Below are 20301 nucleotides of genomic sequence, written 5' to 3'. Positions count from 1 at the left end.
TTATCGTTTTGACCGATCAAATCAAGAGTTGCATAAAGACCCCAACGAAGACGTATTTTCCAAGTCTTCATGAGAATCACTAATCGACGCGCTCTGGCGTCATTCCATATTTAGGAGAGTACCATGCTCGGTATCGGCGAAAAGCTTCCAGAATTTGAAGTAGTTGGCGTAAAGCCTGGTTTCAACAACCACGAAGAAAACGGCGAAAGCGCATTTGAAGCAATCACTGAAAAAAGCTTCGAAGGTAAGTGGAAAGTAATCTTCTTCTACCCAAAAGACTTCACTTTCGTATGCCCAACCGAAATCGCTGAATTCGCTCGCCTTGCAAGTGAGTTTGAAGACCGTGACGCAGTTGTACTCGGTGGTTCTTCCGACAACGAATTCTGTAAGCTGGCATGGCGCCGTGATCACCCAGATCTCGATAAGCTGCCAATCTGGGCATTCGCTGACACCAACGGTTCCCTGATCGACGGCCTCGGCGTTCGCTCCCCAGACGGCGTTGCATACCGCTACACCTTCGTTGTCGACAACGAGAACACCATTCAGCACATCTACGCAACCAACCTGAACGTTGGCCGTAACCCTAAAGACACCCTGCGTGTTCTCGACGCTCTGCAGACCGACGAACTCTGCCCATGTAACCGTGAAGTTGGCGGCGACGTAATCGCAGCTTAAAGCGTATTCCCGAAAAGTGGTTCCGGTTTTCGGGTAAGAATACGCGAGAAAATAAGGACTTAGAGCTTGGTGCGTGAATGCATATGAAGGCGCCAAGCTCTAAGTCCGGAACGATCAGGACCGGAGCACATAAAGCGAAAAATCGCAGGCTCCGGTCTTTTTTAGCGTACTTCCGAAGACAATAAAAAACAGGTTTCGGAAGAGTTTGCGCATCAAAAACTAAAAACCATCACTTTGCACGTGGCCCATTGCTAAAATCATTAGGAGAAACATCATGTCCATCGATTCCTTGAAATCCCGCCTTGGTGACTTTGCTAAGGACGTTCGTTTGAATCTTGGCTCTATGGGAACTGATGAATCTCTGACTGCTCAACAGAAATACGGCCTGATCGTCGCTTGCGCCATCGCCACCCGCAACGCAGACGTGAAAAAGGCCCTGATTGCAGAAGCTGCTCCGCACCTGTCCGCAGAAGCGATGAGCGCCGCCAAAGCTGCTGTGTCAATCATGAGTATGAACAACATCTACTACCGCTTCGTACACCTCTCCTCAAATGAGCAGTACGGAACCATGCCTGCCAAATTGCGCATGAACGTGATTGGCAAGCCGGGCGTAGACAAAGTTGATTTTGAATTGTGGTCGCTTGCTGTATCCGCCATCAACGGCTGTGGCATGTGCATCGATAGCCATGAAGCTATCCTGCGCAAAGCTGGAGTAACTGCCGAGATGGTGCAAACAGCTGTTCGTTTCGCATCAATCATCCAATCTGCTGCTGTCGCCCTTGAAGCATCAGAACTGGAATTGGAAGCAGCTGAATAACCACAAGCACCTCTCTATAGGGTTTCGCCCTGTTTAATCCCCTCCCAGGATTATTCGTGCCCCGAATAACAGGCGATACCTAAACTGGCTCCAAGAGCTAAGCCGAAGCCCCCCAGCTTCGGCTTTTCTTTGTAATGGGCCTCTAACGAACCTCATTCGGCTCGGAAGGTGTATTGAACACTCCCACAAGGATGATCAGAAGATCAACGAACGCCCACGCAGAGACAATCATTCCCAGCCCCAAAGCTCCACTGACAACGGCCAGCATTCCGTTTGGATCCAACGTCTCCATCCGGTTCAGACCGCTCACAATCAGAAAAGCCGTAATCAAAGAGAGAACAAGCATCACTGCTCCGCTCAGCGGCTTCCCAAGATAAAACCGATGCAGCCCCAAGCCGCCCAAAAAGAGTGACAGGATCACCGTCACCACAGCAGATTTGTGCGGATTCTTGAGATAAAAGAAACCTCTTTTACTAGGCGGAATGACGGTTTGATCGCTCATAACTACGACCTCCGGTGAGCTTTGATCACACTCAGAGGCTGACACGCATTATCGATCAACACATCTCTCGAAATTTACGGTATCGAACTAGGGGCTATGAGTTCTTCCTAGGCAAACCTGAAGAAACCAAGACGCCGCCTCACAGCTGCCCTAAAAGCTCTCCCGAATAAGCAATACAATCAGCACGATCAGATCGATAAACACCCAAATGTTCGCAATCATCGCCATGCCGATGGCAACGCCGAAGCCAACCCACTCGCCTGTCGTCAGATCAGCAATCAAATTATGCCCGTCCAATCCCATCAGCAACGGGATCAGGATCAAAACTGCTGTAATGTTCAGGCAGTTGATAACAACAGCACTGCCAAGCTTGCGCAGATAAAACCGGTGGGCCGCGAACTGCCCAAGCAAAACGGCATAAGCTGTCAACTTACCCGGTTCGGAAAAATTGAAAATGCCCTCTCGCCGCCTTTGCGAGGGCAATGGAATATCATCAAACACCAACGACCTGCTTTCACCCATGCATTCTAAACATCAGGAAAGTAGCCAATGATTTTACTGGGCGTCGATGATCCAACCCAACAAACCCCGGAACTAATTCCGGGGCCATTTCTTTAATACAGAGCAGCTTAGGCCGTTTTTCTGCGATCATCACGATGAGAGATCATCGCCTGCTCATTGTCACCAATGAAGTCACGGATAATCGGCACTGCATCCCGTTCTTTAGAAAGGATCAACTGGAACACCATGAGCCGCCCGTGCAGGAAGTTCATTTCGCAGCCTGACAGATAGAACTCCCACATTTTGCAGAAGCGCTCGTCATACAGCTCTTTGATCTTGTCTCGGTTACGCTCAAAGTTAAGGCGCCAATCTCTCAGGGTGTAATAATAGTGCAGCCGTAAGATCTCGTTATCACAGACCCAAAGACCTGTTTTTTCAATATCGGCAAAAGTCTCTGAAAGAGCAGGACAATATCCACCTGGGAAGATGTACTTACTCAGGAACGGACCCGTTACACCCGGAGGTCCACTGCGACCAATTGAGTGAATGACAGCATAGCCATCCTGTTTCAGACAGTCTCTGACCTTAGCAAAGTAAGCACCCAGATTGCCGTGGCCAACATGCTCCATCATGCCGACAGAAACAACGCGGTCAAACTCACCTTCAAACTCGTTGTAGTCCAGACAGACAAAATCAACCTTGCCCTCAAGACCGGCAACTTTCACCCGTTCTTCAGCAATTTTGATCTGCTCGGTAGAGACATTGAGAGAGGTCACCTGCGCACCGGTCTGCGCCATGCGAATGGCCAGAGAACCCCAACCACCACCAATTTCAAGCACTGACATACCCGGCTTCAGGTCCAGCTTGGCAACCAGATGATCCAGCTTGGCCTGCTGGGCTTCTTCAAGTGTGTCTTCAGGTGTCCGGTAATAAGCGCAACTATAATTGAGCCCGTCATCCAGAAACAGCCGATACAAGTCCGTCGACAGATCGTAATGATGACGCACCTGCGCTTTGTTTTTCTTCAGGTTCAGGCCAAGTCGCCGCCGCGTATGGCCGTCTTTCATGAAGGTTAGAATTCGTTGAATAGGATGTTCTGTAAGCAGGCCATCATTCGCCATGAATACAGCAACCAGATCATTCAAAGTGTGACCCGGCTCCATGGTGATCAAGCCATCCATATAGGCTTCGGCTGCTTTCAGCTCAGGATCAATCAGAAGTGTGTAGGGAAGTTTCTGACTGTGAAAACGCAATGCAGCGGAGGGGCCGCTTTCATCGCTACCAAAAACATGTTTTTTGTCTTTGACATCAAAAATTACAAGTTGCCCTTTCTGGACAAAACTCGACAAAATCTTCGAAAGTGCACGCATTTCTATTCCCCCTATCATCTCTTATAGCTGACTTACTAGGGCGCCTTATTGCGAGGCTCTTATTATATGACCTTAGGTAACTTTAGATTTAACCTAAAGAAAAAAACAGCCACAAGGCAACTCCGCAGGAAATCTCAGCCGAATATATACGGGGCGAAATTCCGCAGGAACCTTACGGTAACACGCCATTTCACTTGACGTTGAGCTGTTTTCAGGACAAACGATCAACTTGCTATCTGTCGAATAGGTAAGCACTTTCAAATCTGTTGTATTTTAATTGCTCGTTTGGGATGGGGTTCTGTGTCTGTTGCTTTAAAATCGGTCATCACCGAAACCGCTCAGTCTCTTGAAGAAAAGCTCACCTCTCTATTAGGGGAGACAGTTCGTTCTGAGGAGTTGGCCCGCCCTGAACGCTTGTTGGAAGCGATGAACTATGCAGCGCTGTCCGGCGGCAAACGTCTGCGCCCGGTTCTCATGGTGGAAGCTGCACGCTTGTTCGGTCACGAAGATGAAGGCACGCTTGTAGCCGCGTCAGCACTGGAATGCATTCACTGCTACTCCCTCGCCCATGACGACCTGCCTGCAATGGATGATGACAATGTGCGTCGTGGCCGTCCAACAACCCATAAGGCATTTGACGAAGCAACGGCGATCCTTGCAGGCGATGCACTGCTCACGATCGCATTTGATTTCATTGCTGATGAGCAAGTGCATCCTGATCCGGCCATCCGTCTACGTCTGTCGCGGGAATTGTCCCGCGCATCCGGCATTGGCGGCATGGCAGGCGGTCAGATGCTGGACCTGGCCTCTGAGCACCGCGACAGAACAGAAGCTGAGATCCGTCAGCTTCAGGCGATGAAGACCGGCGCACTCATTCGTTATGCATGTCGTGCAGGCGCAATTCTCGCAAATGCCACAGACGACGACATCGCTCGCCTCACCCGTTTTGGTGAAATCATCGGTCTGGCATTCCAGCTGGCAGATGACCTGCTGGACTTGACTGGCGATGCAGAAGTAGTTGGCAAGGCAACAGGCAAAGATGCAGAAGCTGGCAAGGCAACCCTCGTCAGCCTGCTGGGTGAAAGCCACACCCGTCAGGAGCTCTCACGCTTGATTGCAGAAGCAGATGAACTGCTGGAGCCATACGGCGCAAAGGCCAACACCTTGAAGACGCTGGCCCGTTACATCGCTGATCGCGAAAGTTAAGCCGTCACTGCCTGCGCAAATTCAACGTCAGCTTCCAGTAAAACAGCAATACTGCCCTCATACCCACGAAGAAAAACGAGCGTATTGTTGTGATGCTCTCTGATTTGCTGTCCGGTAGCGTGCTCTTTGTCGTGCGTGGTGTGCGCGTCATTCACCAGTCGCAGGTTAAACCCAAGCGAAGCCGCACGGCGGAACGTGGTATCCACGCAGAACTCCGAGGCAAATCCGCAGATCGTCAGATCAGTGATGCCGCGCTCATCCAACAACTCTTTCAGATTGGTTTTGTAGAAGGAATCCGGTGCAGTTTTCCGCACTTTCAAATCACTGTCCGTTACAACCAGATCTTCCGGTAATTCCCATCCGTCAGTACCATAAGCCAATTGATGGTTTGCCCGTTCATGCTGAACAACGATAACTGGCACATCTGCTTCACGAGCTTTTGCACTCAGCCTGTTGATACGAGCAATTGTTTCATCCCGCTCAAACGGGTGCGGCTCCACATCAAACAAATATTTTTGTACATCAATAATAATAAGCGCGGTGCTCATCGTACCCTCATTTATCGGAGGAACAAGCGCCTCCGACTTCCCCTAAAAATATGCCCATGAATTAGTCATAAGCAATTGTAATCAATAAATATTTTCTTTGACCTTTGTAACCATCAAACAGATAGTTGGTCCTGAAGCAGATGGACAGGAGGTCGTCACATGAATCATGAAATGATGATGGAAGGCTTCGCCCTTTGGCAAGTCGTCATTATGATTGTCTGGATATTGGTTGTCGTCATTCCAATCGCGAGAATCCTGAACCGTCTCGGCTTCTCAAGGATCTGGACCATTCTGGCTTTCATTCCCTTGGTCAACCTGATCTTCCTCTGGATCCTCGCATACGTTCATTGGCCAGTCGAAGACAGAATGTAGCCTGTTACTTCACGCTGATAACCTGATGATCTCCCAAAATGTCCGGCAGATTTCCGGGCATCATAAACACTGCATTCGGCGTTCCGGCAGCAGCCCACACTTCATCAAAGCTCAACAGATCTTCATCCACGAAAACCGTCAGCTCCTGCTTATGTCCCAGCGGTGGGATACCGCCAATAGAGAATCCGGTGACGTTTCTGACGAACTTGGCATCAGGCCGCCCGATCGGCCCACCAACGACTGTAGAAATGGCGTCTTCGTTGACACGGTTCGTCCCGCTCGCTAGCACCAGAATAGCTTCCTCGGTATCCAGCTTCTGAAAGACAAGGGATTTGACGATCTGCTCCTGAGCGCAGCCCAGCGCCTGCGCAGCCTCTGCAGCAGAACGTGAAGACTCTGGCAACTCAACGACTTTCAACCCAAGCCCACGATCATCCAAAAAACTCTGAAATTGCTTTGCACGCTTACTTTGCAACATATAACCCCTCCTCCGGCCTGTGCTTCCTTTAGATAGTGGTTGGCGCTGAAATTCCAAACCGCTCTTTCAGGAACCGGAGCGCCAATGCCTGCGTTTCACCATTGATGGAGTGATCCAGCCCCGCCAGATCATGCGCTTCCACATCAAACCCTGCATTCTCCAGCGCCGTTTGAGCAGTCCCAAGATACGCCACCGCCACCACATCATCCTCACTGCCATGCAGAAGCATCACTGGAGGCCGCACCACCATCTGCTCCACCAGATGCTCAGGTCCACCCAAAACACCGGAGAAACTTAGCAGGCCTGCCGCCTCAGAAAAACGCCGAGGCCCCACATGCAAAGCAACCATAGCCCCCTGCGAAAAGCCACCCAGCACCATGTCCCGCTCCAGCAGACCATAATGCTCCAGCTCGGCATCCAGCACCCGGTTTATCAACGGCGCAGCAGCCTGCACACCAATCCAGATTTCCCGCGCATCAAACTCAGAGGCCGCAAACCACTGCCGCCCCTCAACCCAATGCGCGCATGGCTCTGGCCCATTCAGGCAAACAATTGCGGTTTCAGGTAGCCCGTCGCGTAAAACACGCGCTGTCGGCTCCATGTCCCCGGCATCACCGCCATACCCATGCAGCAACACCAGCAGTTTGCGCACCGGTGCATGGCTCGGCTCCAAGCGGATGCACTCAAGCTCGTGCATACTCATTCAGCCTCTTTCATCGTCATATGACCAGTAAGGTCTTGAAGCAGACCATCCTTCAAAAGGGCGTGCATCACCTCACCATCATAATAGCGCTCTTCAACAACCTTACCAGCATCCCAGCGTTGCCAGCACAAACCGTCAATCTGCTGCAACACACCAGCACCATCTACAAACTGGCTGAGATTGCGGAAGGCGCATAAACCACGCGCCTCATCAATCACAACATCTTCAATCTTGCCAATGATGGATTGCGCTGCAGAAATAAACGGCTCTTGCTTGGCACGGCCTTCAGCAGCGCCATCCGCAAACAGCACATCATTGGCATACATCTGCACAGAGGACGCAAAGAAGGCATCAAACGCTTCAAGCGGCTTCCCATCGCGAAGCAGTTCAATCTGTGCGTCCACAGCACCCACAAAATCATTAGATTCCATCAAACAGCTCCCCATTTGGTGATTGGCTCAGCCCTCTTTAAACCGGCAAGGTCTCGCGTCCTTCTTTCATCACGCGATAATAAGACCAGAACAATCGCGCCGCAGTTCCACGATGAGGAGACCATGCCTCAGTAATTTCGGCAAGCACCTTTCCCTTGGGGCGCTCTTCCAGATCAAACGCATGCTGTACAGCCGCCTGCAAAGCCACATCACCAACCGGAAACACATCCGGATGCCCAGCGCAAAACAGCAGGAAGATATCTGCGGACCACGGACCAATGCCCTTAATCTCACAAAGCCGCTTGTGTGCGACCTCACCCGGCCAGTCCACCGCCTCGTTCAAACACAAACCAGCCTTCAGCTCTTCAGCAATGGCCTTCAATGTTCGCAACTTGGCATTGGAAAGCCCAACACCCAACAGTTCCTCATCGCTTTTGGAAAGCAGCACATCCGGCTCAAATGGCACCACCAGTGCCTCCAACCTTGCCCAGATGCTCGCCGCAGCCGCCACAGAAAGCAACTGCGCCACCACGATATTGCAAAGTCCGGCAAAATCAGCTGAGCGCCTGCGCAAAGGCACCTCACCTGCAACATCAGCAACGCGAACAAGCCGCTCATCTAACTGTACAAGAGACGCGAGCTCCCGCTCAATATCCTCAAGCGTATTTATAGGTCTCAACGCCCCCTCCTCAAGCAAGCAAAGATGCTCTAATAACAAGCTGTCCATATTCCAAGTAGAACCATTTCGCAAATGAACTCGCCTGTCTATCGCTTTGCCCCTTCACCCAACGGCCACCTCCATCTTGGCCATGCCTATTCGGCCATCCTCAACGATGCAGCTGCAAAGCAAAACAGCGGTAGGTTCCTGCTGCGCATCGAAGATATCGACACAGTCCGCTGCACCCCGCAACTGCAAGAAGATATGCTGGAAGACCTGAAATGGCTGGGCCTGCACTGGGAAACGCCAGTTCGCAGGCAATCAGAGCATTTCAGCGAGTACGCCAAGGCACTCGCACAGCTGGAAGCAATGGGCCTTGTCTACAAAGCCTACCTCACCCGCGCCCAGATCAAACGCTTCGTCGCGAAGCAGGATGCATCGGACACGCCATGGCCACGAGACCCTGACGGCGCCCCACTTTACCCCGGAGACAGCAGCGTTCTCTCAGAACAAGAACAAAAAGCCCTTCAGAACTCCGATGCGTCCTATGCCCTGCGCCTCAACATGGCCAAAGCCATTAAGTTAGCGGGAACATCTCTTACTTGGAACGAAGCACATCACGGAAAAATTCAGGCCAACCCGGCAGCCTGGGGCGATGTCGTCCTTGCCCGCAAAGACACCCCAACCAGCTATCACCTCTCAGTAGTCGTAGATGATGCCCTACAAGGCATCACCCACATTCTGCGCGGCAAAGACCTCTACCACGCCACCAGCGTCCACCGCCTGCTGCAAACTCTACTGGACGTACCAGAACCGCACTACGAACATCACGACCTCATTCTCGACAAAACAGGCCGCAAACTCGCCAAATCCGCCAAGGACACTTCCCTCCGCGAACTAAGAGCAAGCGGCGTCACTTCTGAACAAATCAGAGAGAGGTTGGGTCTGTAGCTCAATACCCCTGTACCTGAATGAACCAGAGCCAGAAGCTTACGGTGAAAACCGAGATGCCTGTGGTGATTGCGATGCCGTTGGTGGACATAGCATGACCGGTGCCAAACTGGTTGGCCATGATAAAGGAGAACACGCCTGTCGGGCACGCTGCGATCAACGTTGCCACACCCACCCAGACAGAAGGTAGGCCCACCACGTGTGCAGCAACTACAAACACCACAAACGGCATTAGGATCGACTTGATGATCGCCAGCACGCTGCCAATCGCCAGATTACCGCGGATACCGTAGTTCACCATGCTCATTCCCACTGCAACCAGCGCCACAGGTGAGGCAGCTTTCCCCAGTGGAGCCAGAACGTCATCAGCCAACTTTGGAATTTCCAAACCTGATACATTCCAGAGCAGCCCACCCACAACACCATACAGGATCGGGTTCGCCAACAAGCCTTTGCCAACTGCAATCAGAAGCTCTTTCTTGGATCGCGGCGCTTTATGACCATCAATCACCACCGCGCGCTCCATCAATACAGAAGACGTCAGCGCGGTTAGCGGTGCGTGGAACACAATGAGAAGCGAAATCAAAAGCGTTCCCTCAGCTCCATAAACCGCATCAATCAACGGAATACCAACCAACACGGTGTTGGAGAAAGACGCCGTCAGCCCGGCAATCACCGCTGCACGTGCTTCCCGCTTAAACCCAATGCGGACAAGCAGGCCACCCAGAAAAGCAACCACAATCATGGAACCGTAGTAAGTCGCCCAATACCCCCAAGGCGAAATGCCATCCAGGTCAGCGGAACCAAGGCTACGGAACAACAGGATAGGAATGAGAAGGTTCACGCAGAATTTGCTCAGAATATCGCCAAGACTGCGATCCAGATATCCAACATTTGCAACAACATAGCCAATGCCAACAAGAGCAAAGATCGGAAAGACGACGAAAAAGACCTGAACAATCATGGGAAACTCGAAAGAGGGTGCAAGACCTTCTTAGTAGCCCAGAAAGTTTAAGATCCAAAGCCAGAAGCTCATTGTGATTATTGAGAAAATGGTCGTCAGGCTGATGGAGTTCGCACTCATGGCATGCCCGGTTCCAAACTGGCTGGCATAAAGGTAGGCCACAACACCTGTTGGGCAGGCCGCCGCCAGTGTCGCCACCGCCACCCAAAGCGGTGAGAGCGGGAAGACATAAGCACCCAGAGCCAGTACCAGCGCTGGCATCAGCACAATCTTGAGCAAACTCAGCACGCTGCCAATGGCAATGTTCCCACGCACACCATAATTGAGCAGCGTCATTCCTACAGAGAACAGCGCAACGGGGCTGGCAGCTTTTGCCAGAGGATGCAGCACACCATCCAGCAATACAGGCAATTCGTAGCCCGAGAAGTTCCAGCCCACACCCAGCAAAATAGCAATAACCAGCGGGCTCTTGATCAGCGTGGTGAACAGCGAATGCATAACGTCTTTGAAAGGCCGTGCTTCCTGATAGCCGTCCACCACCACCGCCCGCTCCATCGCCAACACAAACACCAGTGTTACGGACGGCGCATGCACGGAGATGATCAGCGAAATAGGAACCAACGCTTCTTGTCCGAATGCTGAAGTGATTACTGGGATACCAACCAACGACATGTTGGAGAACGCCGCCGAGAACCCGCCAATGCAAGCAGCTCTTGCTTCCCGACCGAACACCTTGCGCACCATATAGCCACCCAGCACGGCACTGGTTGCCAATGCTGTGTAATAAGTGCCCCAAAGCGCCCATGGGCTCAGCCCGGCAAGATCAGATGTCGCCAGAGTACGGAAGATCAGAACCGGAATAAGCACGGTAATGCAGAAGGTGCTGAGATTGTCACCGACCTGCTTGCTCAGCAGCCCGGCATATCCAAAGCCATACCCCACACCCACTGTCGCAAAAATGGGAAACACCACCTGCAGCGTACTAAACAGCATTCCGTGTCCGCTCTCTTTCCACCATACAGCACTCTCCCAAAGGGCAAGCAGGTGCGCTTGCAGCATCAAAAAACAAAATCTCGGTGGATCCTTGCCAGAACTGGGCGAACTTTTCCTGCCAGTGTTTTAGGCTCTTCTTCGAGGATTGATCAAGGAGTTATCTCATGCCTGCGCCCAAACTGGCTCCAAAGCAGGATGTTGCAAGGCTGGTGCACGACCTGAAGACACCACTGTCTGCCATGAAAACGGCTTCGGATCTGATCGCACAGGAACCACTCAGCGATCGGCAGCAACATCATCTGAACACCCTGCAAACAGCCATCAACTCACTTGCGAAGCTGACAGGTGCAATCCTCGGCGCAAACACACAGGCTGAGCATCATAGCCATGCAACAAGCAAGGCAGGGCCTCAAGCAAAATCACTTTTGGATCAGCTCACCTACATTGCAGATTTGTTTTCACCACAGGCAGCAAGCTCTGGTCACACCCTCACCCACCGCTGGTCACGAGAAGCGATGTCAGCCTACCAAACCCAGTCAGATGAACTGCAGCGCATTCTCGCAGTCCTGGTTGATAATGCTATTCTGTACAGCAATACGGGCACCATCACGCTCAGCGCACATATCAAGTTCTCAAACCATCAACCCAACATCGTGGTAACGCTCAAGGATGCTGGCCCAGGCCTGACACCAGAGCAAGCTTCACATCTGGACGCCGCCCCAACGCCAAAACGTAATTCCGACGGCCATGGCCTCGGGCTCTGGAGTGCGCGGCACCTTGCCTGCGACCATCACGGAGACCTGAGGCTCATCACCAATACCGAACATGCTGCCTGTTTTGAGTTGGTTTTGCCAATCCAAGAGATCGAGCAGACACAGCAACTTTCTACTCCAGCCCAAAATATGACGCGCTCCAAGCTTTCTGGCTCTGTGCTGGTGGTTGACGATAATGAACCAAACCGGGAGTTGCTAGCAGCAATCTTCTCATCATTTGGCCTGACTGTGCGCATCGCAGACAGTGGAAAGCAGGCGTTGGCTGTACAGTCAAAAACTCCATCCGACCTGATCTTTCTGGATCTGAATATGCCGGAAATGAGCGGCTCGGAAACACTCACTCAGATGCAGGCAAACGGACACGCCAAGGATAGAGCTAGCTTCGCGATCACGGCAAGCATCGCGCCGGAAGACCGCCCAGCGCTCTTCAAACAAGGTTTCACGCAAATTCTGGAAAAGCCTATCAACCCGTCAGCCCTCTACAGCCTGCTGGAAAGCACGCTTCAGAAGGTCAGCTAGCCAATCCGCATGAAGGAAGCATCCAGCGCTTCATCAAGACGGTCGTTGCCCCAATAAAGATCGCCCTTTTCGGTGATCATGCTTGGCGCTCCAAACACACCTAACGTCTCCGCCTCAGCAACTGCTGCCCGTAAACCAATCTTGACCTCAGTGGTTTCAGCCTGACGCATGACCTTATCTGCATCCAGATCCAGCTCACGCAACAAGGCAATCATCAACTCTGGCTTGGAGATATCCTCGTCCAATGCAAAAGCCATATGAAACACAGCGCGGGTAAACGCACCGATCCACGGTTCTTTACGTCCCGCAAAAGCAATACGAGAGGCAAACAGACTGTGCTGTGGAAAGATCTGTGGCTTCTTCCAGGGCAAGCCGAGGTTTGCAGCGGTACGCGCAACATCCCGCCACATATAAGCCCCCTTCTTCGGGTTCTCTAAAAATGGAGAGCTCTCTATCCCCTGACGCCGGAAGATCGGCCCCAACAGAAAAGGCCGCCAATCAATATCGATGCCCCTGTCTTTCGCAAGCTGTTCAATACGTGCTGCGGTCAAGTAGGAGTATGGGCTGGCAAATTCATAATAAAACGCGAGCCGAGGCATTTATTCTCTTTCTGATCCAATAGACCGGTAAGACCCAACCTACGGCAATGGAAACAATTTGAATTTATCTCGCAGGCCCCTATATGGGGGTTTGGCACTGCGAGACGTAATCTTGCTGAGCACCAATGGAATTTCAAGGCAGCACATTGGCGCAACCTTCGAAAACAAGTATACCGCCTTGTAACCCAAAAGAGCGAACTCAGGAATTCCCGTGGCAAAAGACGGTTCGAAGACTTCAATCCTAAATAAAATCATTAGTTTCTGCGGAGAACGCCCGTTCACGGCAATCCTGACATATATCCTTGTCGTCTCAGCAATCTTTCTGATTTTCCCGAGGCTGGATATCTGGGCCTCCACCTTCTTTTATGACGGTGAAGGCAGTTTCCCTGTTTCAAAAGACCCGTTCTGGCGCGGTCTGCGATACTTCGGCGTCTACATCTTCCAGTGGGTTGCAGGCCTGTCCTTGTTTGTGATGCTCTTCAAGCTCGCATTTCCAAAGCTGAAAGCGCTGATGGATTTGCGCCATCCGATCTTCGTCGTATCCACGCTCATTCTCGGACCGGGCCTCGTCGTCAACGCATTCTTTAAGAACCTGTGGGGCCGCCCACGCCCGCGCGAAACGGAAATCTTCGGCGGAGACCTGCCATTCATCGGCGTGTGGCAACCTACTAACCATTGTGATAGTAACTGCTCGTTTGTATCCGGTGAGGCATCAGCATCCATCTGGTTGTTCGTGCTGGTCTTTATCGCCCCCAAATCCTGGCGCACTCCTCTGGCGACAGCAATCGGGGCATTGGTCTTTTTCCTTTCCGCCAACCGTGTGGCTTTCGGCGGACACTTCTTTTCAGACACCCTGCTCTCCTGGGGCATCACCATGCTCGTAGTTGTGGGCGTCTATCACTACCTGTACCAGCGCACGCCAACATGGGCTCAGCCAGCTAATCTGGATACCTCCTTCACCAAAGGGGGCCACTGGCTGCGTGCTAAACTTGGCCGCGCTGCCTGCTGGTGCGCACGAAACAGCAAAAGCTTCCTGCGCAAATTCAAATAGTCAGCCCGAAGACAAAAAAAGCTCCGCAACCAACTGCGGAGCTTTTCTTCAATATCCTGCAAAGAACCTAGATCTCGGTCGGTTCCATCTCCTCACGGATCTCCTGAAGCAAATTATACGTCCCGTTGCTCACCAGATCGTACACCTCATCAAAGCCCTCATTCGCTCCGTAATACGGATCAGGCACATCCTTCTGCTCATCCTGAAGCAGCAAGCGCACATTTGCTGTATGCAGATACGGCGCTTTGGACTGGATGTTCGCTAGATTGCTGGCATCCATCGCAATGATGTAATGAAACTTCTCGAAATCCTCATCAACCAGCTGGCGCGCTTCTTGTTTAGAAATATCAACGCCATGCTTTTGCGCTGTCTGGATGCTGCGGATATCCGGCTTTTTGCCACTATGCCAGTTCGCAGTTCCCGCGGAGTCCACGTAAATCTGCTCTTCCAGCCCAGCTTGTTTGACATGATGACGGAAGACACCCTCTGCCAACGGACTACGACAAATATTGCCAAGACACACAAACAGTACACGACGCTGCAAAAAGACCACTGCTCCCTCCAAATCTGACTGCCCGAATATTTAACCCAGCCGAAATCTTTGCTCCAGACTTTCGCGCTGATCTACTCAAATATCCATGGATTTTGCGAGTCAGAAAAACCTACTAAATCTGAGACACCCCTTGCAACAAAACCAAAGGTGGTCTTGTGTCCGAGCTGTTGACCTCTACCGCAAAAGAATTTGCCCTCGCAGAATTACCGCATTGGACCTTGTCTGAAGATGGCAACGCGATAGAACGCACGTTCACCTTCCGGTCCTTTGCACGCGCATTTGGCTTCATGGCCAGCGCTGCAATTCTGGCAGAAAAGATGAACCACCATCCTACATGGACGAACACCTACAACAAAGTGGATGTGTTACTTACCACCCATGATGCAGGTGGGCTGACCGAGCTGGATTTCAAGCTTGCCCGCAAACTGGACAGGCTTTGCGACGCTTAATCATCTTCAGGAAGAGTGCAATCAGCATTCAATCTTGAACTGACGCACGTCACCTACCATCTTATTCTCAATCAGCACATGGCCGTCTTGCTGGCACATATGTGGAATATCGATTGCAGACATTGGATCAGTAGCTTTCACAACAAGCTGCTCGCCTTTTGCCATACGCTTAAGATGCTTGCGCGTCTTCATCACCGGCAGTGGGCAGTTGAGACCTCTCAGGTCCAGAATATTTGAATCTTCCACCAATGTTTCACCAGGTACTCGAGTGTGGCACTGTGTTTGATGCTGGGCTAACGGAACTTTGCGCAACAGTAAAGTGAATATTGGGGAGTAGACCATGGCGACGATGGAACTGGACGGAAAAACAGAGACCAGCAATGCGCTTGAGATTCTGGACTTCTGGTGGACGGCAGGCGGCCCCAAATGGTTCAACGGCGGCGAAGCGTTCGATCAGGAAATTCGTGAGAACTTTGAAGCCGACGTAGAAGCCGCCAATCGCGGAGATTACGACACCTGGACAGCGACGCCTCACGGCACTTTGGCCCTCCTTTTGCTGCTCGACCAATTCCCGCGCAACATCTATCGCGGCTCCTCAAAAGCATTTGCATCCGATCCCAAAGCTGTAAAAGTCGCTCTTGAGTCATTGAACAAGAACTTCCATACCGCCTTTCCTATGGGCTATCGCATGTTTTTCTTCCTGCCATTTGAGCATTCAGAAGAGATGGACATGCAGGATTTGAGCGTGGACTTGTTCCGCGGCCTTGGTGATCAAGACACCTACCATTATGCGCTGATCCATATGGACGTGATCCGTCGGTTTGGCCGTTTTCCTCACCGCAACGAAGTGCTCGGTCGAACCTCAACGCCAGAAGAGACCAAGTTCCTCGCCTCTGGTGGTTTCAGAGCATAAGCAATCTGATCAAAAATTAACCACGCATCAGACGTGATTACAAAATAGGCAGAGTCAAATTATGGCTCTGCCTATTTTATTGACAGACATATTCTGCGCATCCCAGCCATTCCAGCGTCACAACAAGAAAATTTAATTTCAATCAAGCCGCTGAATTTTCAAGTTTATTCCAACGCCTCCATCCTCCGGAATCTACACAAAAATCGATATTTCTCAAAACTGGCACGCTCCTTGATAGAGAGAGGGCAAGCGTGCCGGCCGGGCATTCTGAGAACGACCAGATAACTGGCACTTTCCCGGTCCTGAAGAGGTCTCCAGAACTCTTTACGGCGCAATCGATGAGAGAGGGGAACGGGAATCTGACATGAAAATCATTATGGCAATCATCAAGCCCTTTAAGTTGGATGAAGTGCGCGACGCACTCACCACTTTAGGCATCCAGGGGCTCACGGTAACCGAAGTCAAAGGCTATGGCCGGCAGAAGGGGCACACCGAAATCTACCGCGGCACAGAATACGCCGTCACCTTCCTCCCAAAACTAAAGGTCGAAGTCGCAGTTGCAGCAGACATGGCAGACAAAGTTGTCGAAGCCATTGGTAGCGCAGCGAAGACCGGCCAGATCGGTGACGGCAAAATCTTCGTCTACTCCATTGATCAGGTCGTCCGCATTCGCACCGGCGAAGCCGACGCAGAAGCAATATAATGAAATGAAGGGGACAGAGAATATGAAACGCACCTCCACCCTTGTTGCCGCAGGCTCACTCCTGGCACTTTCCGCAGGTCCAGTCATGGCAGAAGAAAAGTATGCCTTAGCTGTCGACACCGCTTACATCTTCAACACCCTGCTCTTCCTGATTGGCGGCTTTCTGGTGATGTGGATGGCTGCAGGCTTCGCCATGCTTGAAGCTGGCCTCGTCCGCACCAAAAACGTCTCCATGCAGTGCCTCAAGAACATCGCTCTGTACTCCATCGCTGGTCTGATGTTCTGGATCACCGGCTACAACCTCATGTACACCGGCGTTGACGGCGGCTTCATGGGTTCCTTTGGCCCATACTCCTTTGACCCTGTCGGCGGCGACGCACTGGACGCAGGTTACTCGACAGCGTCCGATTGGTTCTTTCAGATGGTCTTCTGTGCAACCACAGCCTCCATCGTGTCGGGCACCATGGCAGAGCGCATCAAGCTCTGGGCTTTCCTGATCTTCGTTGTCATCCTCACAGGCGTTCTTTACCCAATCACTGGCTCCTGGCAGTGGGGCGCTGGCTGGCTCTCAGAAATGGGTTTTGCTGACTTTGCTGGTTCCACTCTCGTCCACTCCGTTGGTGGCTGGGCAGCTCTTTCCGGCGCAATCATCCTCGGCGCGCGTAAAGGCAAGTACGGCAAAAACGGTCAGGTCTATGTCATGCCGGGTTCCTCTATGCCACTGGCAACTCTGGGCACCTTCATTCTGTGGCTCGGCTGGTTCGGCTTCAACGGCGCATCCCAGCTCGCAATGGGCACCATTGGTGACGTTACAGACATCTCCCGCATCTTCGCAAACACCAACATGGCTGCTGCGGGCGGCGTGGTCACCGCAATTGCCCTGACACAGGCCCTCTACAAGAAGGTCGATGTTACAATGGCTCTGAACGGTGCATTGGCTGGTCTTGTTTCCATTACCGCTGAACCACTGGCTCCAAGCGTGCTCCAGTCTGTCATCATCGGCGGCGTTGGTGGCGCAATTGTCGTCTTCGCAGTGCCAATGCTCGACAAGTTGAAGATCGATGATGTGGTTGGCGCAATCCCGGTTCACCTGCTGGCTGGCATCTGGGGAACGCTCATCGTGCCGTTGTCCAACTCTGACGCATCTTACGTCACTCAGTTCATCGGTGTTGCAGCCGTCGGCATCTTCACCTTCGTGGCCTCCACCATTGTCTGGTACGCAATCCAGCTGGTGGTCGGCCTGCGTGTTACAGAAGAAGATGAAGCCATGGGCCTCGACAAAGCTGAAATTGGTGTAGAAGCCTATCCAGAATTCGGAACCGGCTCCCAGCGCCTCTGAGTTCGCACCAATTCTGGGAGGATCAAAACACTCTCCCAGAACTAAAAGATGAAATCACAAAGCCCGGCAACCACCGCCGGGCTTTTTCTATGGCAGCATTTGCCAGTCTATCATTTTCTCTCAATAGATAGCTCTGTGTTCAAACGCTAAATACTACAAAATCAAAGCAACCCAAAAGCTTAGGAATGTTGATACCCCAGCTTACTAGTCGGTTCAAATCCGCCTACCACATTTGAAAGACGGACTTCACCTTTCATAGGTGGTACTTTCAGGAATGCCATATACGTCCATTTCTAATCAAGATTCGCTCTTCATCCTACGTCCAAACAAAGAGGCGCAAGCGCCCGAGCTTTGGAGTCCAATGATGAACAGTGAGTTGGAAGCAGCAGTTAAAGAGGCCAGCCAGAAGTGGCAGAACGCGTTCAATGCGGGTGATGCTCAAGCTTGTGCCAACTGCTATGAGGCAAACGCTGTTATGGAGGCCAAACCGTTTGGCACCTATCACGGACGAGCCGAAATTCTCGAGTTCTGGCAAATGCTCATTCGGGAAGGCTTCTCAAAAATCGAGTACATCAACCCCAAAATCGTCGCATCAGGTGAAAGCTCCGCAATCCTTTCTGCTGACTGGAAGATGAACAAAGCCCACGGCAACATCTCCAAAGAACTCTGGGTTCTGCAATCAGACGGTACCGCGCTGCTGCGAGAAGACTACTTCAGCGCCGCATCTTGAGATCACGAGGCAGATCACAAAAAAGCCCGGCACATGGCCGGACTTGGTCGCATCGCTCGAAAGCTGAGGCACTTGCTCAGCAGTCGCGATAGTAAAAGTAGTCCAGACGATCTGCGATATCATCCAGAGCAAAGGAGTAGCCGCTCCAGTCCTCATCGATCCACGCATCTTCAAGCCGGTCAACCGCGCGGTCCAGCTTACCATCACCCTCCAGCTCGCTCAGCAAGCGACCCACATCAATCAGGTGACCCAGAACGCCATCAGCACTTGAGCCTGCACGAACGCTACCCTCAAAGAAGACTTCGTCGGAAATATCATCGATGTCCGAAATCGTCGCATTCAGATCCGAGCAGCTCAACTCACCCCATGCATAAGCAGGGCTTTGAGAGACCAACCCGACAAAACCGATTGAAGCAGCAACAGCAAGTGCTTTGAAACCACGCATTATCATTCCGAGACCTTCTTCCGTGAGACGCATCTGGAGCAAAGCTCTCAAGATACCTGTAACCCAAACAGAAATAGCAAGGTCGCAAGGCGGCGCTGTCTCAAAGAAGACAGAAATTATGGTCTCTTTGAGATTTCTCAGTGATCACTGACGCCCGTCAGTCAGCCCTTTCACAAAGGCTTTCTGACAGAAAACCACAAGCAGGATCGGCGGTAACATGGCCAACACAGCAAGCGCCAAACCTTGCGGGCTTGTGCGCCCGACCAAGCTAAGCCCCTGCACCAATGTCATTCTGGTCTCCTCACTGGAAACCATCACAGGCCACAGATACTGGTTCCATCCCTGCACAAACATCAGCAGGCCGAGCGCCGCAATCATCGGCGCAGACGCAGGCACCAGAACGTCTTTTAGAAACTTGATCGGCCCTGCCCCATCAATCCGCGCAGCCTCAGAAAGCTCAGTCGGCACCCCCAGAAAAAACTGGCGGAAGAAGAATGTCCCAACCGCAGAAGCCAACAGCGGCAACATCAAACCCGGATAGGAGTTCACGAGCCCCAGCTTGCTGGTCACAGCATATGTCGGCAGAAACCGGGATTCCAGAGGCAGCAGCAAACTGCAAAGGATCACCCAGAAAAAGAACGTCCCAAAGCGCACCCGAAAGAACACCAGCGCATACGCCGCCAACAGAGAAACAGCCACTTTCGCCAGCGCAAACCCGGCGGCCAGATAGAGCGAGTTCAACGCCATGGTTATGCCAGTGACACCGCCAGTAAACCCACGCCCTTCAAACAGCGCTCGGCTATACACCTCCACCCCATATGGCCCCGGCAGAAACTGAAGGCCATCCTGACCAAGCGTAGCGCCAGAGTGCGTTGAAGAGAAAGCGATCACGATCACCGGCCCGACGATCAAAAACACGCCGATAAGCAGAATAAGATGATCAAAGAAATGTTTGCGGGGCATATTCATCTCAGAAACGAAGCGCAGTCCCCCACCACGAAGCATGGTTTTCGAAGACAAAGACGCAATCAACAATACTGAAAGCAGTAGGAGTGGCC

General features: G+C 52.0%; 27 protein-coding genes. 12 read left to right on the top strand and 15 right to left on the bottom strand.

Annotated features, from left to right (window positions below; genetic code table 11):
* The first annotated feature begins 123 nt into the window (after positions 1 to 123).
* A complete protein-coding gene (locus PsAD5_RS05025; protein ID WP_063286144.1) occupies positions 124 to 675 on the top strand; it encodes a peroxiredoxin in 552 nt (183 codons plus the stop codon).
* A 274-nt stretch (positions 676 to 949) separates the two neighbouring features.
* The gene (locus PsAD5_RS05020; RefSeq protein WP_057464702.1) at positions 950 to 1492 is read left to right on the top strand and encodes a carboxymuconolactone decarboxylase family protein; all 543 of its coding nucleotides are present in this window, start codon (positions 950 to 952) and stop codon (positions 1490 to 1492) included.
* 142 nt (positions 1493 to 1634) lie between these two features.
* Here the strand turns inward: PsAD5_RS05020 and PsAD5_RS05015 are convergent, their stop codons facing one another.
* The 3 genes from PsAD5_RS05015 to PsAD5_RS05005 form a co-directional block, all read right to left on the bottom strand.
* Positions 1635 to 1994, bottom strand: coding sequence for an NINE protein (locus PsAD5_RS05015; RefSeq protein WP_063291290.1), 360 nt, complete (start codon positions 1992 to 1994; stop codon positions 1635 to 1637).
* Positions 1995 to 2144: 150 nt separating this feature from the next.
* Positions 2145 to 2495, bottom strand: coding sequence for a hypothetical protein (locus tag PsAD5_RS05010; protein ID WP_208988487.1), 351 nt, complete (start codon positions 2493 to 2495; stop codon positions 2145 to 2147).
* Between the two features lie 128 nt (positions 2496 to 2623).
* Positions 2624 to 3865 (bottom strand): SAM-dependent methyltransferase, encoded by a 1242-nt coding sequence (locus PsAD5_RS05005; RefSeq protein WP_063291288.1) that lies wholly within the window; start codon positions 3863 to 3865, stop codon positions 2624 to 2626.
* Between the two features lie 300 nt (positions 3866 to 4165).
* Between PsAD5_RS05005 and PsAD5_RS05000 the strand changes: the two genes are divergently transcribed.
* Positions 4166 to 5071 (top strand): polyprenyl synthetase family protein, encoded by a 906-nt coding sequence (locus tag PsAD5_RS05000; RefSeq protein ID WP_063291287.1) that lies wholly within the window; start codon positions 4166 to 4168, stop codon positions 5069 to 5071.
* Here PsAD5_RS05000 and PsAD5_RS04995 read toward each other — a convergent pair.
* Positions 5068 to 5619: a cysteine hydrolase family protein gene (locus tag PsAD5_RS04995; protein WP_063291286.1), complete on the bottom strand. Its 552-nt coding sequence runs from the start codon at positions 5617 to 5619 to the stop codon at positions 5068 to 5070. The two genes, PsAD5_RS05000 and PsAD5_RS04995, sit on opposite strands and share 4 nt — an antisense overlap.
* A 159-nt stretch (positions 5620 to 5778) precedes the next feature.
* Between PsAD5_RS04995 and PsAD5_RS04990 the strand changes: the two genes are divergently transcribed.
* Positions 5779 to 5991: a hypothetical protein gene (locus tag PsAD5_RS04990; protein ID WP_063291285.1), complete on the top strand. Its 213-nt coding sequence runs from the start codon at positions 5779 to 5781 to the stop codon at positions 5989 to 5991.
* Between the two features lie 4 nt (positions 5992 to 5995).
* On the opposite strand, the gene PsAD5_RS04985 is transcribed toward PsAD5_RS04990, so the two are convergent.
* The 4 genes from PsAD5_RS04985 to PsAD5_RS04970 are packed head-to-tail and all read right to left on the bottom strand — an operon-like array spanning position 5996 to position 8282.
* Complete coding sequence (locus PsAD5_RS04985) at positions 5996 to 6469, bottom strand: YbaK/EbsC family protein (protein ID WP_063291284.1); 474 nt, start codon at positions 6467 to 6469, stop codon at positions 5996 to 5998.
* A gap of 28 nt (positions 6470 to 6497) precedes the next feature.
* Positions 6498 to 7172, bottom strand: a complete 675-nt coding sequence (locus PsAD5_RS04980) for an alpha/beta hydrolase (RefSeq protein WP_208988486.1) — start codon at positions 7170 to 7172, stop codon at positions 6498 to 6500.
* Complete coding sequence (locus PsAD5_RS04975; protein ID WP_063291283.1) at positions 7169 to 7603, bottom strand: hypothetical protein; 435 nt, start codon at positions 7601 to 7603, stop codon at positions 7169 to 7171. The genes PsAD5_RS04980 and PsAD5_RS04975 overlap by 4 nt, the downstream gene beginning before the upstream one ends.
* A gap of 37 nt (positions 7604 to 7640) precedes the next feature.
* Entirely contained in the window at positions 7641 to 8282 is a 642-nt protein-coding gene (locus tag PsAD5_RS04970; protein WP_063286151.1) for a DNA-3-methyladenine glycosylase family protein, read from the bottom strand.
* Between the two features lie 72 nt (positions 8283 to 8354).
* On the opposite strand from PsAD5_RS04970, the gene gluQRS reads away from it, so the two are divergent.
* Positions 8355 to 9212, top strand: a complete 858-nt coding sequence (gene gluQRS / locus PsAD5_RS04965; protein ID WP_063291282.1) for a tRNA glutamyl-Q(34) synthetase GluQRS — start codon at positions 8355 to 8357, stop codon at positions 9210 to 9212.
* A gap of 1 nt (position 9213) precedes the next feature.
* Here the strand turns inward: gluQRS and PsAD5_RS04960 are convergent, their stop codons facing one another.
* Positions 9214 to 10176 carry an AEC family transporter gene (locus tag PsAD5_RS04960; protein ID WP_063291281.1) on the bottom strand — a complete coding sequence of 321 codons (963 nt, stop codon included), beginning with the start codon at positions 10174 to 10176 and terminating at the stop codon, positions 9214 to 9216.
* A gap of 30 nt (positions 10177 to 10206) precedes the next feature.
* Positions 10207 to 11235 (bottom strand): AEC family transporter, encoded by a 1029-nt coding sequence (locus PsAD5_RS04955; protein ID WP_208980647.1) that lies wholly within the window; start codon positions 11233 to 11235, stop codon positions 10207 to 10209.
* 98 nt (positions 11236 to 11333) lie between these two features.
* Between PsAD5_RS04955 and PsAD5_RS04950 the strand changes: the two genes are divergently transcribed.
* Positions 11334 to 12461: a hybrid sensor histidine kinase/response regulator gene (locus PsAD5_RS04950; protein ID WP_063291280.1), complete on the top strand. Its 1128-nt coding sequence runs from the start codon at positions 11334 to 11336 to the stop codon at positions 12459 to 12461.
* Here PsAD5_RS04950 and PsAD5_RS04945 read toward each other — a convergent pair.
* A complete protein-coding gene (locus PsAD5_RS04945) occupies positions 12458 to 13060 on the bottom strand; it encodes a 2-hydroxychromene-2-carboxylate isomerase (protein ID WP_063291279.1) in 603 nt (200 codons plus the stop codon). The genes PsAD5_RS04950 and PsAD5_RS04945 overlap by 4 nt on opposite strands.
* Before the next feature lie 211 nt (positions 13061 to 13271).
* Between PsAD5_RS04945 and PsAD5_RS04940 the strand changes: the two genes are divergently transcribed.
* Complete coding sequence (locus PsAD5_RS04940) at positions 13272 to 14111, top strand: phosphatase PAP2 family protein (RefSeq protein ID WP_063291278.1); 840 nt, start codon at positions 13272 to 13274, stop codon at positions 14109 to 14111.
* Positions 14112 to 14178: 67 nt separating this feature from the next.
* On the opposite strand, the gene PsAD5_RS04935 is transcribed toward PsAD5_RS04940, so the two are convergent.
* Positions 14179 to 14664, bottom strand: a complete 486-nt coding sequence (locus PsAD5_RS04935) for a low molecular weight protein-tyrosine-phosphatase (protein WP_063291277.1) — start codon at positions 14662 to 14664, stop codon at positions 14179 to 14181.
* Between the two features lie 155 nt (positions 14665 to 14819).
* On the opposite strand from PsAD5_RS04935, the gene PsAD5_RS04930 reads away from it, so the two are divergent.
* The gene (locus PsAD5_RS04930) at positions 14820 to 15113 is read left to right on the top strand and encodes a 4a-hydroxytetrahydrobiopterin dehydratase (protein WP_063291276.1); all 294 of its coding nucleotides are present in this window, start codon (positions 14820 to 14822) and stop codon (positions 15111 to 15113) included.
* A gap of 21 nt (positions 15114 to 15134) precedes the next feature.
* On the opposite strand, the gene PsAD5_RS28445 is transcribed toward PsAD5_RS04930, so the two are convergent.
* Positions 15135 to 15359: a sulfurtransferase TusA family protein gene (locus PsAD5_RS28445; protein WP_057464685.1), complete on the bottom strand. Its 225-nt coding sequence runs from the start codon at positions 15357 to 15359 to the stop codon at positions 15135 to 15137.
* 94 nt (positions 15360 to 15453) lie between these two features.
* Between PsAD5_RS28445 and PsAD5_RS04920 the strand changes: the two genes are divergently transcribed.
* The 4 genes from PsAD5_RS04920 to PsAD5_RS04905 all read left to right on the top strand — a co-directional run bounded on the left by PsAD5_RS04920 (position 15454) and on the right by PsAD5_RS04905 (position 18798).
* The gene (locus PsAD5_RS04920) at positions 15454 to 16026 is read left to right on the top strand and encodes a DUF924 family protein (protein ID WP_063291275.1); all 573 of its coding nucleotides are present in this window, start codon (positions 15454 to 15456) and stop codon (positions 16024 to 16026) included.
* A gap of 364 nt (positions 16027 to 16390) precedes the next feature.
* On the top strand, positions 16391 to 16729 hold the full coding sequence (locus PsAD5_RS04915) for a P-II family nitrogen regulator (RefSeq protein WP_063291274.1): 339 nt from the start codon (positions 16391 to 16393) through the stop codon (positions 16727 to 16729).
* Between the two features lie 22 nt (positions 16730 to 16751).
* Positions 16752 to 18068 (top strand): ammonium transporter, encoded by a 1317-nt coding sequence (locus PsAD5_RS04910; protein ID WP_063291273.1) that lies wholly within the window; start codon positions 16752 to 16754, stop codon positions 18066 to 18068.
* A 364-nt stretch (positions 18069 to 18432) separates the two neighbouring features.
* Entirely contained in the window at positions 18433 to 18798 is a 366-nt protein-coding gene (locus PsAD5_RS04905) for a YybH family protein (protein WP_063291309.1), read from the top strand.
* 76 nt (positions 18799 to 18874) lie between these two features.
* Here PsAD5_RS04905 and PsAD5_RS04900 read toward each other — a convergent pair whose 3' ends face one another.
* Positions 18875 to 19243 carry a hypothetical protein gene (locus PsAD5_RS04900; RefSeq protein WP_208981601.1) on the bottom strand — a complete coding sequence of 123 codons (369 nt, stop codon included), beginning with the start codon at positions 19241 to 19243 and terminating at the stop codon, positions 18875 to 18877.
* A gap of 144 nt (positions 19244 to 19387) precedes the next feature.
* A complete protein-coding gene (locus PsAD5_RS04895) occupies positions 19388 to 20206 on the bottom strand; it encodes a carbohydrate ABC transporter permease (RefSeq protein ID WP_063291308.1) in 819 nt (272 codons plus the stop codon).
* Between the last annotated feature and the right edge of the window lie 95 nt (positions 20207 to 20301).

The organism is Pseudovibrio sp. Ad5 (assembly GCF_001623095.1).
In the GTDB taxonomy this organism is placed as follows: domain Bacteria; phylum Pseudomonadota; class Alphaproteobacteria; order Rhizobiales; family Stappiaceae; genus Pseudovibrio.
Note: the sequence above shows the minus strand (reverse complement) of the source record. Positions and strands in the feature narration are given on the sequence as shown.